This window comes from Stenotrophomonas sp. LST15-1-1.1 (assembly GCF_040815575.1).
Lineage (GTDB): Bacteria > Pseudomonadota > Gammaproteobacteria > Xanthomonadales > Xanthomonadaceae > Stenotrophomonas > Stenotrophomonas lactitubi_B.
The window spans coordinates 413,823-428,921 of record NZ_JBFPNJ010000023.1 but is presented as its reverse complement, the minus strand read 5'-3'; the positions used below and the strand labels follow the sequence as shown (position 1 = coordinate 428,921).

The following is a 15,099-nucleotide window of genomic DNA, read 5'->3' as shown; positions in this document are numbered from 1 at the left end:
CTTGCAGCCTGCCCGTCGAGTAGACAGCAGGCCCGCAGGCCCGCCGTCGTGTGCATCAGAAGCTGCCGCTGAAGTTGGCAAACAACGTCGCGTCCTGCGCACGCTTCTGCAGGGTGGTGGCGCTCAGGCCGATGTTGCTCTGCAGGCCGAACAGTTCCATGCGCGCGCCCAGGATGGCGGTCGCATAGTTCTTGTCGAAATCCATGCCCGGCACGCGGTACATGCCCACGTCCGGCAGGCTCTGCACCCAGGCGCTGGCCTGCTTGGTGTCTTCGAACTCGTGGTCGTAGGTCACCTGCACGTACGGCTTGACGGTGCCGCCATCGAAGCGGGCCTGCCAACCGATACGGCCCACGGTGGAATCGACATCCTGCTTGCCATAGCCCAGCGCGGTAGCCAGGGTGCCGGCATCGGCGCTTTCGGTATAACCGTCGATCTTGACCTGCTGCCAGATCACCGAGGCGATCGGGCCGTGGCGGAAGCCGCCTTCGGTACCGAACTCGTAACCGGCGTTCAGGGCGGCGGTCAGGTTGCTGCCGTCCGGCGAGCCGCTGTGCTCACGGGTTGCCGGGCCGAGCTGGACCTTGCGGTTCACGTCATAGGACAGCCAGGTGTAGCTGACCTGGCCATTGACCCAGATGCGGTCGCCGTACCAGCCAGCGAACAGACCTGCGGTAGTGTCCTTCTGGGTGAAGTCGCCACGGCTGTTGCCGAAGTCGGCATTCAGACGGCCAAAGCCGGCGAAGCCGCCGAAGACCATGCCGTCACGCGCCCAATCGATACCGAACAGGCCGGCCGGAGCCAGACCGTCGTACAGATCGGCGTGGTCGTAGCGCTGCATGTCGCCGCGCACGCCGCCCCACCACGACAGGCCGTCAGCCGGGCGACCCGCCTGGTGCAGGCTGACCTGGTCGGCACGCGAGCGGCCGATGGTCTGTGCCGAATGGCTCAGCACCTGCTGCAGGCGCGGACCTTCGAGGATCGACACCGCGTACTGGCCCAGCAACGCATGACCGGCGGTGGTCGGGTGTACGCCGTCGGCGAACAGGTAGGCGGTGGCCGCATCCGGGCTGACGTAGCTGGTCGGGTTGCAGGTCAGGATGCTGGTGGTGGTGTCAGCAGGGTTGATCCTGCAACCGGTGTCGGTGACGTTGCGGAAGCCGTACATGGCCGGGTTGGCCGCCACTTCACGCAGCACGGTGAAGGTATCGAGCGGGATGAACTCGATGCCGGCCTGCTTCAGGCCCCCATACAGGGCCTTGTTGTAGCCAGCCGCCAGCGCGGTGGCCTGCGCGGCACCGGCCTGACCCAGCGAGCGGAACTGCGGGGCAATGCCGACGTCCGGCAGGTTGGGGACGAGCACGTACTCGGCACCGGCCTGCTTCAGGGCGCCCACCAGGGCAACCTGGTCGGTGACGGCCGCGCCGATGATGGCCTGCGCCTGGGCCGGCGCACGCGCTGCGGCGAACAGGTCGTTGGCACCGCCCCAGACAGTGTACAGGGCATTGGCGTCAGCCTTGCCGCCGTTGGCGGCCAGGTAGCGGGCCGTCTGGCTCTTCAGCGACGGGATCGTGCCCAGGGCACTGGCCACGTCCACGCCGACACGGGCACCGCCGACCGCGTAGTTGTCGCCGTTCTGGCCGTTGCCGTTGGCAGCGCCATTGAGGCCGTAGTAATTGGCCACCTGCTGTGCCCACACCCAACCCGGGTTGGTGGTGAACTGACCGGTGACCGGGCGCACGTCGGCCGGCAGCAGCGGACGGAAGTAGCCGGCGTCGGTGAGGCTGTCACCGAAGAAGACCGCATGGCTGTAAGGGGATTCGCCTGCCATGGCCGGCAGCGCGGCCAGCGCGATCGCGGCCGCCATGAGGGAGCGGATCGGGCGTTTGCTGAGCAGCATGTAAAAACTCCTGTGGGGATATCGTTGGGGATCCGACGCACGTACGCCGGCGCACGGTGAATGGTTTCACTGCGCCGCCAATTGCTCACGCTGCGCCGCCGCATGGATTGTCGCCCGAGGCAGGCCCGGCGGGCTTTGCTGGTACGGGTGTAGTGCACAACTTGCAACGGTTCCGATGCGAACCGGCGATCAGCGACAATGGCCGCATGAACATCCAGCTCAATGGCGAACCCCGCACCCTGCCCGCTTTGGCGACCCTCCTGGACCTGCTCGCGGCCGAGCAGCTGCTGCAACGCCGGGTGGCGGTGGAGGTCAACGGCGAGATCGTCAGCCGCAGCCGTCATGCCGAGCATGTACTGGCCGAGGGCGATGTGGTGGAGATCGTGCATGCGCTTGGCGGTGGTTGAGACAGCGGGGGTCAGAGCCCTTTGCCTGTGGCAAAAGGATCCGACCCCGCCGTCTGCGACGACCCCATCTTCAGGCGGATAAGCGATAATCGCGCCATGAACGCTCATGTCTCCCCCGATTCGCTGGTGATCGCCGGCAAGACCTACAGCTCGCGGCTGCTCACCGGCACCGGCAAGTTCAAGGATCTGGAAGAAACCCGCCTGGCCACCGAGGCCGCAGGCGCCCGGATCGTCACCGTGGCCATCCGCCGCACCAACATCGGCCAGAACCCGGGCGAACCGAATCTGCTCGACGTGCTGCCGCCGGACCGTTACACCATTCTGCCCAACACCGCCGGCTGCTACACCGCCGAGGATGCCGTGCGCACCTGCCGCCTGGCCCGCGAACTGCTGGACGGCCACAACCTGACCAAGCTGGAAGTGCTGGGCGACCAGAAGTCGCTGTACCCGGACGTGGTGCAGACTCTCAAGGCCGCCGAGCAGCTGGTCAAGGACGGTTTCGAGGTGATGGTCTATACCTCCGACGACCCGATCCTGGCCAAGCGCCTGGAAGAGATCGGCTGCGCTGCGGTGATGCCGCTGGCCGCGCCGATCGGCTCGGGCCTGGGCATCCAGAACAAGTACAACCTGCTGCAGATCATCGAAGACGCCAAGGTGCCGATCATCGTCGACGCCGGCGTCGGCACAGCTTCGGACGCGGCGATCGCGATGGAGCTGGGCTGCGACGGCGTGCTGATGAACACCGCCATCGCCGGTGCGCGCCACCCGGTGCTGATGGCCAGCGCGATGCGCAAGGCCGTGGAAGCAGGCCGCGAGGCATTCCTGGCCGGCCGCATTCCGCGCAAGCGCTACGCCAGTGCGTCCTCGCCGATCGATGGGTTGATCGGCTGATGACCAATCCATTCGACAGCGCCGGTTCGAAGGCGCCGCCCAAGCCGTTCACGGTCAATGAAGGCCGCCGTGAAGTGCGCAGCTTCGTGCTGCGCCAGGGCCGTTTCACCCCCGCCCAGCAGCGCGCGTTCGACGAGCGCTGGCCGCGTTTCGGCCTGGATTTCAGCGGTGAACCGCGTGATCTGGATGCCACCTTCGGCCGCGATGCGCGCAAGGTGCTGGAAATCGGTTTCGGCAACGGTGCCGCGCTTCGCTTTGCTGCACAGCACGACCCGAGCCGCGACTACATCGGCCTGGAAGTGCACGCGCCCGGCGTCGGCCGCCTGCTGAACGCGCTGGCCGAGGACAACGCCGACCACGTGCGCCTGTACCACCACGACGCGGTGGAAGTGCTGGAAAAGGAAATCGCCGATGGCGCGCTGGACGAAGTGCGCATCTATTTCCCCGACCCGTGGCACAAGAAGCGCCACAACAAGCGTCGCCTGATCCAGCCCGGCTTTGCCGAGCTGCTGGTGCGCAAGCTGCGCTCTGGTGGCCGTCTGCACTGCGCCACCGACTGGGAGGATTACGCCGAGCAGATGTGGGACGTGCTGGATGCCACCCCCGGGCTGGTCAACCGCGCCGGCCCGCGTGGCAGCGTGCCGCGTCCGGACTGGCGCCCGCAGACCCACTTCGAGACCCGCGGCCAGAAGCTCGGCCATGGTGTCTGGGACCTGTTGTACGACCGCACCTGATGAACGCCTGAGGACGCCGCGCCCCACATGGATACCGCGCTGACGCTGACCACTGACATGAAGCTCGTGCTCGGGCTGGTCGGCTTCACAATGGCGATGTTCCTGTTCGAGCGCATCCGCGCCGACGTGGTCGCGCTGGTGGTGCTGGTGGTGCTGGGCGTGACCGGCCTGATCGCGCCGGAGGAGATCTTCGGCGGTTTCTCCGGCAACGCGGTGATGAGCATCATCGCCACCACCATCCTCGGCGCCGGGCTGGACCGCACCGGCGCGTTGAACCGCCTTGCGGCCTGGCTGCTGCGGCGCGGGCATGGCGTGGAGCAGCGTCTGCTGATGATGACCACGGCCATCGCCGGCCTGAACTCGTCCTTCATGCAGAACCCATCGGTGATGGCGTTGTACCTGCCGGTCGCCTCGCGCCTGGCCGCGCGCACCGGGCTGACCATGCAGCGCCTGCTGCTGCCGATCTCGGCGGCGATCGTGATGGGCGGCGCGCTGACCATGGTCGGCAACTCGCCGCTGATCCTGCTGAACGATCTGCTGGCCTCGGCCAACAACAACCTGCCCTCCGGCCTGGCCACCATCGAGCCGCTGCGCATGTTTGCGCCGCTGCCGATCGGCATCGCCCTGTTGATCGCCTCGCTGCTGTATTTCCGCTATTACGGCGACCGCAAGCTGGTGGAAGAGGAAAGCCTGGTCAATGACGGCACCACGCCGGCCCGCACCGAGAGCTACTTCGCCAAGACCTACGGTATCGAAGGGGATGTGTTCGAGCTGGTGGTCACCGCCGAGAGTCCGCTGGTCGGCATGACCCTGGGCGAAGCGGAGAATCTGCACGATTCACCGCTGCTGCTGGCGCTGAAGACCGGTAACGACACCCGCCTGGCGCCGCCAGCGGAAATGCGTATCTGGGTGGGCAGCGTGCTGGGGGCAATGGGCCCGCGCGAACAGATCCACGATTTCGCGCAGAACCAGTTCCTGCGCATGTCCTCGCGCCTGAAACACCTGGGTGACCTGTTCAATCCCAGCCGCGCCGGCATTTCCGAAGCGGTGGTGCCGCCGACCTCGAACGTGATCGGCAAGAGCGCTGCCGACCTGCGCCTGCGCAAGGAACGCGGCATCAGCCTGCTGGCGATCAACCGCGACAAGCAGGTGATCCGCGAGGATGTGCGCGATGTGCAGCTGCGCGCCGGCGACATGCTGGTCTTCCACAGCATCTGGACCGACCTGGCGCAGGCCGCCAAGAGCCGCGACTTCGTGGTGGTGACCGACTACCCCACCGGCGAACAGCGCCCGCACAAGTTCAAGATCGCCATGGCGATCTTCGCCCTGACCATCCTGATCGCGCTCACCAGCAAGCTGCCGGTAGCACTGACCCTGATGACCGGTGTGGCCGGCATGCTGCTGACCGGCGTGCTGCGCATGGACGAGGCCTATGCCTCGATCAACTGGAAGACGGTGTTCATGATGGCCGGGCTGATTCCGCTCGGCTGGGCGATGGATTCCAGCGGCGCGGCGGCATGGGTGGCCGGCCATACCATCGACAAGCTGCCCACCGGCATTCCGATCTGGGTGCTGGAGCTGGCGCTGGCGCTGCTGACCACGGTGTTCTCGCTGGTGATCAGCCATGTGGGGGCGACCATCGTGATGGTGCCGATCGCGGTGAACCTGGCGCTCGCGGCAGGCGGCAACCCGACCGCGTTCGCGCTGATCGTGGCGCTGTCGGCGTCCAACAACCTGATGACGGCGTCGAACCCGGTGATTTCGATGATCACCGGCCCGGCCAACTACACCCCGCGCGAGATGTGGCGGGTCGGCGGCCCGCTGTCGCTGATCTATACCTGCGTGGTGGTGGTGATGATCAACCTGATGTTCTGAGGGTTGGGGTTTGTTGGCAGGGCTGCGCCCTGCACCCGCCGAGGCAACGGCAACGGCAACGGCAACAGCCGAAGCAACAGCAACAGCCTGCTATCCGTGGGATGGCGGGGTAGGTCCGGTGGCAGGGGACGCTGCAAGTACGTCCCTGTAAGCTCGGTCGCGCCATCCATGGCGCTCACGCCCCCGCCATCGGACCCACCCCGCCTTCGACGGATCGCTGCAATCTGCCTGAACGGCGTCGTGCACCGTTTTGGTAGGCGTCGACCTTGGTCGACACGGTAGATCCACGCCATGCGTGGATGGATCTGGATACCTGTTGATCTGGTGGGTGCGGACCGTTGGTCCGCACTCCGATGCATCAGGCCAGGTAGACCTGCCCATCTCGCACATCCACCGGCACGGCGCGCAGGCGGTCGCCCTTGCAGGGGCCGGCGATGCAGTCGCCGCTGTCCAGCGCGAACGAGGCGCCGTGGGCGGCGCAGACCAGGTGGCCTTCGCGGCTCTTCAGGAATTGGCCGGGTGCCCAATCCAGGCGGCGGCCCGCGTGCGGGCAGATGTTCAGGAACGCGCGCACCTGCCCACCGTCGCGATACAGAAGCAGCGATTCGGCATCGCCATCGACCACCGCTTCAACCTCGGCAAACGCGCCATCGGCAATGGCATCAAGGGTGATCAGGGCAACAGCGGCAGTCATGGCGAAGGCTCGGACGGGGTGGCGCATTGTCGCATGCCTGGTCATGTGACTAGCTGCGACATGAACACAAGTCATTGATCCGTAATAAGCCAAGGCTATATTTAACGAGTTTTTCACTCAATGACAGTGGCAGCTGCCGATACTCATGGCTCGCTGATTTCCAGCCTATCGAGCCACCATGTTCAATCGCGATTTCGCCTTCAACCAGTTCCGCACCCTGTTTGCCCCGCGCAAGCCGCGCCATCCGCTGGTGCGCGTTGCCGTAGGCCTGCTCGGCCTGGCGATCCTGGCCGCGATGGTGTTCATCGGCGTATTTGTCGGTGCGGCCATGATCCTGGTGGGCCTGGCGTGGAAGCTGCTGGCTTCGCGCAAGCCCGGCCCGAGCCGCCCGGCCGACCCGAACGTGGTCGAGGGCGAGTACCACGTGGTGCGCAAGTCGGCGTTGCCGGCGTCGCGTTGATCGACGCTGCCCGCTGACGGCGGGCCTTGCTGCGTTCTAGACTGCGGGCACTCCCTTCCTGGATGCCCGCATGTCCGATGTCTCCGATGTGATCCCTGCTGCAGCCACGCCGCGTGTCCCGGTCGTTGGCGGCGGCAGTTTTCCTGTGCACCGCATTTACTGTGTCGGCCGCAACTTCGCCGACCATGCGCGTGAGATGGGCGCTGCCGTACCTGCAACAGATGATCGCGGCCGCCCGATGTTCTTCACCAAGCCGGCCGACGCCATCGTGGTCGGCCACGACGATGTGATCCCCTACCCGCCCGCCACCCGCAACCTGCACCACGAGGTGGAACTGGTGGTGGCGATCGGCCGTGACGCGCCCGCTGGTGAACTGGCCGTGGGCGATGCCGAGGCACTGGTGTATGGCTATGCCGTGGGCCTGGACCTGACCCGCCGCGACCTGCAGGCCGCCGCCAAGGAAAAGGGCCACCCGTGGGATTCAGCCAAGGGCTTCGATGCCTCCGCGCCGATCAGCGAGATCGTGCATGCCGGTGAAGTCGGCGACCTGGCTGCGCTCAACCTGTCGCTGGAGATCAACGGCGAAGTGCGCCAGCAATCCCTGCTCGATCAGATGATCTGGAACGTGCCGGAGATCCTGCATGAGCTGTCCAAGCTGTGGCAGCTGCGTGCCGGCGACCTGGTATTCATGGGTACGCCATCCGGCGTAGCCGCGCTCAACCCCGGCGACCGTTTCAGCGCACGCCTTGAGAACGTGGCCGAGCGCCACGGCGTGATCGCCGGCTGACATCACCTGCGCTACCCTGCGCGCTGTCCCCCCTCGCCCTCAGGAGAAAAACAACAATGGGAATGCTCACCGAATTCAAGGAATTCGCGATGCGCGGCAACGTCATCGACCTCGCCGTCGGCGTGGTGATCGGCGCGGCCTTCGGCAAGATCGTCACCGCGTTGGTGGAGAAGATCATCATGCCGCCGCTGGGCTATCTGATCGGCCGGGTGGATTTCTCGCATCTGGCGTGGACGCTGTCGCCGGCCAGCATCGGGCCGGATGGCAAGGAGATCCCGGCGGTGGTGATCGGCTACGGTGATTTCATCAACACGCTGATCCAGTTCGTGATCGTGGCCTTCGCCATCTTCCTGGTGATCAAGGTGATCAACCGCCTGTCGCGCAAGAAGGAAGCGGCACCGGCAGCACCGGCCGAGGAAGTGGTGCTGCTGCGCGAGATCCGCGACAGCCTGAAGAAATAGGGTGTCGGGCGCCGTTGGCGCCCCCGCCGCCTGTAGAGCCGAGCCCACGCTCGGCTGATCTGGAAACGGCAGCCGAGCATGGGCTCGGCTCTACATGACATGCGAAAGCCCCGCTCCGGTGGGGCTTTCGCTTTGCTGCATCTGGCGGAAAACAGCATCCGCAGCGGCCATGACCTCCCGCCCATGCGCGGCGCTGAACGACTGTTAAGCTCCAAGGCTTACACCCTTCCCGGAGCTGTCCATGCGTCGCCGCGTCCTTGCCATCGCATCCTCCCTCGCCCTGCTGGCCGCGCCGGCCTTCGCGGCGCCGCATGCCACCACCCTGCCACCGGCCTCGCTGGCCACCGCCGCACAGCTGCGTGACCAGGCGCTGGCCGATGACACCGGCTGGAAGGTGGTCGAATCGCTGACCACCGAGATCGGCCCGCGCATTGCCGGCAGCGAAGCCGACGCCCGTGCCGTAGCCTGGGCCGAAGCCAAGTTCAAGGCCCTGGGCTTTGACAAGGTATGGAAGGAACCGGTGACCTTCCCGAAGTGGGAGCGCCGCAGTGAACACGCCGCCGTGACCGGCAGGAACCCGCAGCCCCTGCAGATCACTGCGCTGGGTGGCAGCCCGGGCGGCACGGTGGAAGCCGAGGTGGTGCGCTTCGCCGATCTGGCCGCGCTGCAGGCCGCACCGGCTGGTTCGCTGAAGGGCAAGATCGCCTTCGTCGATTACCAGATGCTGCCGTTCCGCGATGGCCGCGACTACGGCCGTGGCGGCGCGATCCGCAGCAAGGGCCCGTCCGAGGCCATCCGCAAGGGCGCCGTAGGCTTCCTGATGCGCTCGGCCGGTACCGATTCGCACCGCGTGCCGCACACCGGCATCACCCGTTTCGATGACGGCCTGGCGCCGGTACCGTCGGCGGCGCTGTCAGTACCCGACGCCGACCAGCTGGCACGCCTGCTCGCCCGTGGCGCAACCACGGTGAAGGTGGCGCTGGACTGCGGCTGGGACGGTACCGCGACCTCGTACAACGTGATCGGTGAAATCACCGGCCGCACGCTGCCGAAGGAAGTAGTTGTCATCGGCGGCCATCTGGATTCGTGGGACCTGGGCACCGGCGCGGTCGATGACGGCGCAGGCGTGGGCATCACCATGGCCGCCGGCCATCTGATCGGCCAGCTCAAGCAGGCACCTAAGCGCACCATCCGCGTGATCGCCTTCGCCAACGAAGAACAAGGCCTGTACGGCGGCAAGGCCTACGCCGAGGCGCATGCCAAGGACGTGGCCCTGCACCAGCTGGCCGCCGAGAGCGATTTCGGTGCTGGCCGCATCTACGCCTTCAACACCGGTTCGCCGAACCCGGAAGGCTCGCGCGAGGCGACGAAGCAGATTGCCGAGGTGATGAAGCCGCTGGGCATCGAGTACCAGGCCGACAAGGGTGGCCCGGGACCGGATGTCGGCCCGCTGGCGGCCAAGGGCGGTGCATGGGCGTGGCTGGCGCAGGATGGCTCGGACTATTTCCACCTGCACCACACCGCCGACGACACGCTCGACAAGATCGACCCGAAGGCGCTGGCGCAGAACGTGGCGGCCTACACCGTGTTTGCCTATCTGGCCGCCGAAGCCGATGGCAGTTTCGGCAGTGAAGCGAAGGCCACCACGCCGCCGAACGAGTGAAGCCGCATCCACGCATGACGTGGATCAACGCTTGACCAGGTAGCGCCGGGCCATCCCGGCGCTACCTGCCTGGGCACTTACTCCGCCCACACGCTGGTATTGCGAACCCCCAGCAGCTTCGGATTGAACAACGGATCACGCCCGTGACGCCGGTGGTTTTCGTAATCGCGCAGTGCTGCCAGCGCGGGCCTCTGCAGCAGCAGGATGGCGATGATGTTCAGCCAGCTCATCATGCCTACGCCGATATCGCCCAGCGCCCACGCGACTGTCGCACTCTTCATCGCCGAGTAGCCCGTAGCAGCCAGGAACAGCAGCTGGAAGGCACCCATCACCCACTGTCGGGGACGATCCCGGCAGAGGTAACTGACGTTGGTCTCGGCCATGTAGTACAGGGCCAGGATGGTGGTGAAGGCGAATGGCAGGATCGCCAGCGCGACAAATGACTTGCCGAAGCCGGGCAAGGCCGACTCCACCGCGTGCTGCACGAAGCGTGGCCCTGCTTCCACGCCTGGAAGGTTGCCCAGCAGCAGGCGGGCCTCATCCGGCACACCATTCACCGCCGGGTCGTAGACGTTGTAGAGCCCTGTGGAGAGAATCAGGAAGGCCGTCGCGCTGCACACGACCATGGTGTCGATGTACACCGAGAACGACTGCACCAGGCCCTGCTTCACCGGGTGCGACACTTCCGCGGCGGCGGCAGGATGCGCGCCGCTGCCCATGCCCGCTTCGTTGGACAGCACGCCACGACGCACCCCCCATTGGATCGCGGTGCCGATCATCGCGCCGAATGCGGCATCGACACCGAACGCGCTGCGCAGTACCAGGGCGATGACCTCAGGCACTCGCTCGACATTGAGCACCATCACCACCGCAGTGACCAGCAGATAGGCCACCGCCATCACCGGCACCACCCATTCGGCGACGCGCGCGATGCGACGTACGCCGCCGAGCAGGATCGCCGCCAACACCACCAGCAGCACACCGGTGGTGACCATTACCGGAACATCCCATGCTTCGTTCACCGCACTGGTGATGGCGTTCGACTGCGTGCCCGCCAGCATCGCCCCCGCCAGCACCGTGACCAGCGCGAACAGCACGGCGTACCAGCGCTGGCCCAACCCCTTTTCGATGTAGTACGCCGGACCACCGCGATACTGCCCCTTGGCATCGCGATCCTTGTAGATCTGCGCCAGGGTGGACTCGATGAACGCGCTTGAGGCACCGAGGAAGGCGACCACCCACATCCAGAAGATGGCGCCGGGACCGCCGAAGGCGATGGCCATGGCGACGCCGGCGATGTTGCCCACGCCCACCCGGCTGGACAGCGACAGCGACAACGCCTGGAACGGCGAGACACCGGCATCGGAGCGCTCGTGACGGAACATCAGACGCAGCATGTCCGGCAGCGCGCGCAACTGGATGAAGCGGGTGCGCACGCTGAAGTACAGGCCCGTCGCCAGGCACAGCACCACCAGGTAAGGGCTCCAGACAACGGCAAGAACGGCATTGACGATCGATTCGACATTCATCGCAGGGCCTCCATCAGAAGAACATGCCCAGGGCGACCTGGGGACTGACGGTGCGGCCGGTATTGCGACCGGCAGCGGTGAATTCGACGCCGGCAATCACCCCCAGCGACGGACTGAAGTGGTACTCGATCGCCGGCGCGAAAGTCAGGTTGCGGCTGGCAGGCCGGGCCTCATCGATGCGCTGGGGCGTACCGGCCACGTCCGGTGCGAAGCCGGTCAGCCGCTGGCCGCTTTCACGGCTGGCGGCCATTTCCATGACAGCCACCCAGCGTTCGTTGAAGCTGTACTCGGCGCCCACCGAAAGACCCAGCACCGAACCGCGCGCGATATGTCCCTGGAAGCCGTCATCGGTGCCATACACGCTGCCACCGGAAATCGCCGTGCGTGAGGGCGATGGCCCGGCACTGAGCTGCGCGCGCCAGCGCAGCGGGCGATCGTTCGCCAGCCACACCACCTGCTGCACCGCCAGTGCGGCCACGGTGCGCTGCGTGCCGTCACCCTGTGCGTCGAGCGGGTTGCCGGTGATCCGGTCGTGACTGCCGGTGCTGAAGCGCTGTACCAGTGCAACTGACACCGCCGGGGTGGTGCCGTCGGCACTGGGAGGTTGCAGCAGGTATTGCAGGCGCGCGGTGGTGTCGCCGGCGCGGAAACCACTACTGCGCGCGTTGCCTGATTCTGCACGCGAAGCACTGAGGTTGACCTGGGCGGTCACCCGCTCGCTGAACCCGTAGGCGATGGGCACCACCATCGCCCACGCGCCGCTGCGCTCGTCGCTGCGTTGACGGTCGCCGTTGTGGTCGAAGGATGAGGAACTGTCGATCCGCACCAGATAGGGTTCGACGTACCAGCGACCTGCCGGCATACCGGCAGGATTGGGCGTGATCAGCGGGCCGGTGAAGTTGACGCCGTCGAGCGTGCGCTCGTTGGCCTGCGCGGATACGGCCGCAAGCGCACTGAATGCCAGTACCAGGCAGACACGCACCGAACTGCGGGGAGGATGATGCATGGGGACCACTCCTGTACGACGTTGGATGGACTTCCACCCTGCGTCGCCGGGAACGGCACACCAATAAGGAAACTTTCAATTCGTCATGCATGCTTTGCGCATTGCACGGTCAGGAAATCAGCCGGGCGTTGCCCGGCGCTACCGGTGAGCCGTGCACGCCTTGCGTAGTGCAACGCAGGAGGCACCTTCCCGGCACGAGGAAATCCCGCACGACGTGGATCTGCTCCGATCCGCGGGCACCGGTTTTATCCGGCGCCCGCAGACCCGCCCATCAGCCGCGCTGACTGACCCACTGCGCCAGCAGCACGGCCGTGGCGGAAGCGACATTCAGGCTTTCCACCGCGCCACTGCCGGGAATCGACAGCTGCTGGTCACACCGGCTGGCCAGGCCGCGATCCATGCCCTCACTTTCCGCGCCCATCACGTAGACCAGGCGGGCCGGCAACGATGCGCGGAACACGTCGTCGCCACCTTCGACCAGGGTCGCGGCAAGGCCGAAACCAGCCGCGCGCAGCTGCGCCATCGCTTCTGCGTCTTCAGGCAGCTGCACCAGCGGCACCGACTCTGCACCGCCCTCGGCCACGCGTGCGGCCGCGCCGGACAGGGCCAGCGTGCTGCTGGCAGGCAGCAGCAGCGCCTTGGCCCCGAAGTGCGCGGCCGAGCGCAGGATCGCACCGAAGTTGTGCGGATTGCCGACGCCATCCAGCCACAGTGCCAGCGCCGGGCCTTCGCCCAGTTCGGCCAGCCACTGCGCCAGCGGCACCACCGGCGCGCGCAGCACGTCGGCCACCAAGCCTTCGTGATGGGTGGTGGCGGCCAGCTTGTTGAGGTCGCCCTCTTCCACCACGCGATAGCCGACGCGGTTGGCCACGCACCACTTCAGCACCGGCTGCATGCGCGGAATCAGCGACTCCACCAGGTACAACTTGCGCAGCGCCTGCGGACGCTTGGCGAACAGGGCCTGCACCGCGTTCCAGCCATACAGGCGCAGTTCGTCGTTGCCCCGCCCCGGCGGTGGCGGGGTGCCGCCCTCACGCGGTGGCAGCGGGGTGGCCCGCGGCGGTCGCGACGACGGGCGGCGGGCATTCTTCCAGGGATCATTCACTACGGGACAACTCCAGCTTGCGTTGACGCCAGAAATCGGCGTTCTTGATGCCCAGGGCATCGGGGTCGAAGATCGGATCGAGGCCGAGCTTCTTCTGTCGTTCGTAATCGCGCAGGGCCAGCATCGCCGGCTTCTGCACGATGAGGATGGCGATGATGTTCAGCCAGGCCATCAGGCCTACACCGATGTCACCCAGCGCCCAGGCCAGGGTGGCGTTGTGGAAGGCACCGAACACCACCATGCCGATGATGCCCAGGCGCAGCAGCAGCACGGTGAGCGGCCGCTTCCTGTTGTGGTTGACGTAGGTCAGGTTGGTTTCGGCCATGTAGTAATAGGCCATGATCGTGGTGAAAGCGAAGAAGAAGATCGCGATGGACACGAAGGCCGAACCCCAGCCCGGCAGCACCGCTTCCACACCCGCCTGCGCGTAGCCAGCACCTTCGGGAATGCCGGCCAGGCCCTGGAAGATCGGCTCGGCGCCGGCCACCGGCGAATACACGTTGTAGGTGCCGCTGGCCAGGATCAGGAACGCGGTGGCGGTGCACACCATCATGGTGTCGAAGTAGATGGCGAAGGCCTGCACGTAACCCTGCTTGGCCGGGTGCGAGACCTCCGAAGCCGCCGCAGCGTGCGGACCCGAGCCCTGGCCGGCCTCGTTGGCGTAGATGCCGCGCTTGATGCCCCACTCCACTGCCAGGCCCATCATCGCGCCGAACGCGGCGTGGGTACCGAAGGCACTCTTGAAGATGATGCCGAACATTTCCGGCACGCGGTCGTAGTTGATGATCATGATGACGATGGCCATCAGGATGAAGCCGGCCGCCATGAAAGGCACCACCACTTCGGCGAAGTTGGCGATGCGCTTGACGCCACCGAAGATCACCACGCCCAGCAGCAGGGCGACGACGATGCCGATGCCCAGCTTCAGCGCCTGCGCCGATTCCATGCCGAAGGCCTGGCCATCGAGCGGACCGCACAGCGCGGTACCACGGCAGGCATTGATGACGCTGTCGGCGATCGCGTTGGCCTGCACACCCGGCATCAGGAAGCCGGCGGCGATGATCGTGGCGATGGCGAAGGCCATGGCATACCACTTCAGGCCCATCGCTTTCTCGATGTAGTAGGCCGGGCCACCGCGGTAGCGGCCTTCGGCATCCTTGGTCTTGTAGATCTGCGCCAGGGTGCATTCCACGTACGAGGTGGATGCGCCGAGGAAGCCCATCACCCACATCCAGAAGATCGCGCCGGGGCCGCCGAAGGCGATGGCGGTGGCCACGCCGGCGATGTTGCCGATGCCCATGCGGCCAGCCATCGACATGGCCAGGGCCTGGAACGAGGACACGCCGGCGTCGGATTTCTCGCCGGACACGGTGAGGCGGCACATCTCGACGAAACCACGGATCTGCATGAAGCGGGTGCGCAGGCTGAAGAACAGGCCGGCGGCCAGGCACATGAAGATCAGCGCCTTGCTCCAGATGATGCTGTTGATGAAATGTACGGTAGCTTCCACGCGCGCTCTCTCCAGTCGGCGGGTTGTGAGGACGTCCCGTCGGCTGGAAGGGACCGGTCGATTCTCCCTGATCGACG

General features: G+C 66.3%; 14 protein-coding genes. 8 read left to right on the top strand and 6 right to left on the bottom strand.

The window, feature by feature from the left end:
* Positions 1 to 55: 55 nt before the first annotated feature.
* On the bottom strand, positions 56 to 1,900 hold the full coding sequence (locus tag MRBLST15_RS12215; protein WP_367786012.1) for an autotransporter outer membrane beta-barrel domain-containing protein: 1,845 nt from the start codon (positions 1,898 to 1,900) through the stop codon (positions 56 to 58).
* Between the two features lie 206 nt (positions 1,901 to 2,106).
* On the opposite strand from MRBLST15_RS12215, the gene thiS reads away from it, so the two are divergent.
* The 4 genes from thiS (at position 2,107) to MRBLST15_RS12195 (ending at position 5,807) form a co-directional block, all read left to right on the top strand.
* Positions 2,107 to 2,307: a sulfur carrier protein ThiS gene (gene thiS / locus MRBLST15_RS12210; RefSeq protein WP_265951427.1), complete on the top strand. Its 201-nt coding sequence runs from the start codon at positions 2,107 to 2,109 to the stop codon at positions 2,305 to 2,307.
* Between the two features lie 96 nt (positions 2,308 to 2,403).
* Positions 2,404 to 3,198: a thiazole synthase gene (locus tag MRBLST15_RS12205; protein WP_089236612.1), complete on the top strand. Its 795-nt coding sequence runs from the start codon at positions 2,404 to 2,406 to the stop codon at positions 3,196 to 3,198.
* Positions 3,198 to 3,932: a tRNA (guanosine(46)-N7)-methyltransferase TrmB gene (trmB, locus tag MRBLST15_RS12200; protein WP_265951428.1), complete on the top strand. Its 735-nt coding sequence runs from the start codon at positions 3,198 to 3,200 to the stop codon at positions 3,930 to 3,932. The genes MRBLST15_RS12205 and trmB overlap by 1 nt, the downstream gene beginning before the upstream one ends.
* Positions 3,933 to 3,959: 27 nt before the next feature.
* The gene (locus tag MRBLST15_RS12195) at positions 3,960 to 5,807 is read left to right on the top strand and encodes an SLC13 family permease (protein ID WP_089236614.1); all 1,848 of its coding nucleotides are present in this window, start codon (positions 3,960 to 3,962) and stop codon (positions 5,805 to 5,807) included.
* A gap of 358 nt (positions 5,808 to 6,165) precedes the next feature.
* Here MRBLST15_RS12195 and MRBLST15_RS12190 read toward each other — a convergent pair whose 3' ends face one another.
* Positions 6,166 to 6,501, bottom strand: coding sequence for a Rieske (2Fe-2S) protein (locus tag MRBLST15_RS12190; protein WP_251476721.1), 336 nt, complete (start codon positions 6,499 to 6,501; stop codon positions 6,166 to 6,168).
* 178 nt (positions 6,502 to 6,679) lie between these two features.
* Here MRBLST15_RS12190 and MRBLST15_RS12185 point away from each other — a divergent pair, with 178 nt between their 5' ends.
* The 4 genes from MRBLST15_RS12185 (at position 6,680) to MRBLST15_RS12170 (ending at position 9,872) form a co-directional block, all read left to right on the top strand.
* The gene (locus tag MRBLST15_RS12185) at positions 6,680 to 6,961 is read left to right on the top strand and encodes a hypothetical protein (protein WP_089236615.1); all 282 of its coding nucleotides are present in this window, start codon (positions 6,680 to 6,682) and stop codon (positions 6,959 to 6,961) included.
* Between the two features lie 70 nt (positions 6,962 to 7,031).
* On the top strand, positions 7,032 to 7,748 hold the full coding sequence (locus MRBLST15_RS12180) for a fumarylacetoacetate hydrolase family protein (protein WP_367786011.1): 717 nt from the start codon (positions 7,032 to 7,034) through the stop codon (positions 7,746 to 7,748).
* Positions 7,749 to 7,804: 56 nt separating this feature from the next.
* A complete protein-coding gene (mscL, locus tag MRBLST15_RS12175) occupies positions 7,805 to 8,209 on the top strand; it encodes a large-conductance mechanosensitive channel protein MscL (protein WP_033831860.1) in 405 nt (134 codons plus the stop codon).
* Between the two features lie 241 nt (positions 8,210 to 8,450).
* Positions 8,451 to 9,872 carry a M28 family peptidase gene (locus tag MRBLST15_RS12170; protein ID WP_312705551.1) on the top strand — a complete coding sequence of 474 codons (1,422 nt, stop codon included), beginning with the start codon at positions 8,451 to 8,453 and terminating at the stop codon, positions 9,870 to 9,872.
* 77 nt (positions 9,873 to 9,949) lie between these two features.
* Here MRBLST15_RS12170 and MRBLST15_RS12165 read toward each other — a convergent pair whose 3' ends face one another.
* The 4 genes from MRBLST15_RS12165 to MRBLST15_RS12150 all read right to left on the bottom strand — a co-directional run bounded on the left by MRBLST15_RS12165 (position 9,950) and on the right by MRBLST15_RS12150 (position 15,022).
* Positions 9,950 to 11,401 carry an alanine/glycine:cation symporter family protein gene (locus tag MRBLST15_RS12165; RefSeq protein WP_346559827.1) on the bottom strand — a complete coding sequence of 484 codons (1,452 nt, stop codon included), beginning with the start codon at positions 11,399 to 11,401 and terminating at the stop codon, positions 9,950 to 9,952.
* A 13-nt stretch (positions 11,402 to 11,414) separates the two neighbouring features.
* Positions 11,415 to 12,407 carry a hypothetical protein gene (locus MRBLST15_RS12160; protein ID WP_367786010.1) on the bottom strand — a complete coding sequence of 331 codons (993 nt, stop codon included), beginning with the start codon at positions 12,405 to 12,407 and terminating at the stop codon, positions 11,415 to 11,417.
* Between the two features lie 271 nt (positions 12,408 to 12,678).
* Positions 12,679 to 13,512: a TrmH family RNA methyltransferase gene (locus MRBLST15_RS12155; protein WP_340572079.1), complete on the bottom strand. Its 834-nt coding sequence runs from the start codon at positions 13,510 to 13,512 to the stop codon at positions 12,679 to 12,681.
* Complete coding sequence (locus tag MRBLST15_RS12150; RefSeq protein WP_205406416.1) at positions 13,505 to 15,022, bottom strand: alanine/glycine:cation symporter family protein; 1,518 nt, start codon at positions 15,020 to 15,022, stop codon at positions 13,505 to 13,507. The genes MRBLST15_RS12155 and MRBLST15_RS12150 overlap by 8 nt, the downstream gene beginning before the upstream one ends.
* Positions 15,023 to 15,099 lie beyond the last annotated feature (77 nt).

What these genes read in the sequence shown, in the direction of transcription:
- mscL (WP_033831860.1), top strand. Translation starts at nt 7,805, where the DNA reads ATGGGAATGCTCACCGAATTCAAGGAATTCGCGATGCGCGGCAACGTC.
- thiS (WP_265951427.1), top strand. Translation starts at nt 2,107, where the DNA reads ATGAACATCCAGCTCAATGGCGAACCCCGCACCCTGCCCGCTTTGGCG.
- MRBLST15_RS12170 (WP_312705551.1), top strand. Translation starts at nt 8,451, where the DNA reads ATGCGTCGCCGCGTCCTTGCCATCGCATCCTCCCTCGCCCTGCTGGCC.
- MRBLST15_RS12215 (WP_367786012.1), bottom strand. Translation starts at nt 1,900, where the DNA reads ATGCTGCTCAGCAAACGCCCGATCCGCTCCCTCATGGCGGCCGCGATC.
- MRBLST15_RS12160 (WP_367786010.1), bottom strand. Translation starts at nt 12,407, where the DNA reads ATGCATCATCCTCCCCGCAGTTCGGTGCGTGTCTGCCTGGTACTGGCA.
- MRBLST15_RS12185 (WP_089236615.1), top strand. Translation starts at nt 6,680, where the DNA reads ATGTTCAATCGCGATTTCGCCTTCAACCAGTTCCGCACCCTGTTTGCC.
- MRBLST15_RS12165 (WP_346559827.1), bottom strand. Translation starts at nt 11,401, where the DNA reads ATGAATGTCGAATCGATCGTCAATGCCGTTCTTGCCGTTGTCTGGAGC.
- MRBLST15_RS12205 (WP_089236612.1), top strand. Translation starts at nt 2,404, where the DNA reads ATGAACGCTCATGTCTCCCCCGATTCGCTGGTGATCGCCGGCAAGACC.
- trmB (WP_265951428.1), top strand. Translation starts at nt 3,198, where the DNA reads ATGACCAATCCATTCGACAGCGCCGGTTCGAAGGCGCCGCCCAAGCCG.
- MRBLST15_RS12195 (WP_089236614.1), top strand. Translation starts at nt 3,960, where the DNA reads ATGGATACCGCGCTGACGCTGACCACTGACATGAAGCTCGTGCTCGGG.
- MRBLST15_RS12190 (WP_251476721.1), bottom strand. Translation starts at nt 6,501, where the DNA reads ATGACTGCCGCTGTTGCCCTGATCACCCTTGATGCCATTGCCGATGGC.
- MRBLST15_RS12180 (WP_367786011.1), top strand. Translation starts at nt 7,032, where the DNA reads ATGTCCGATGTCTCCGATGTGATCCCTGCTGCAGCCACGCCGCGTGTC.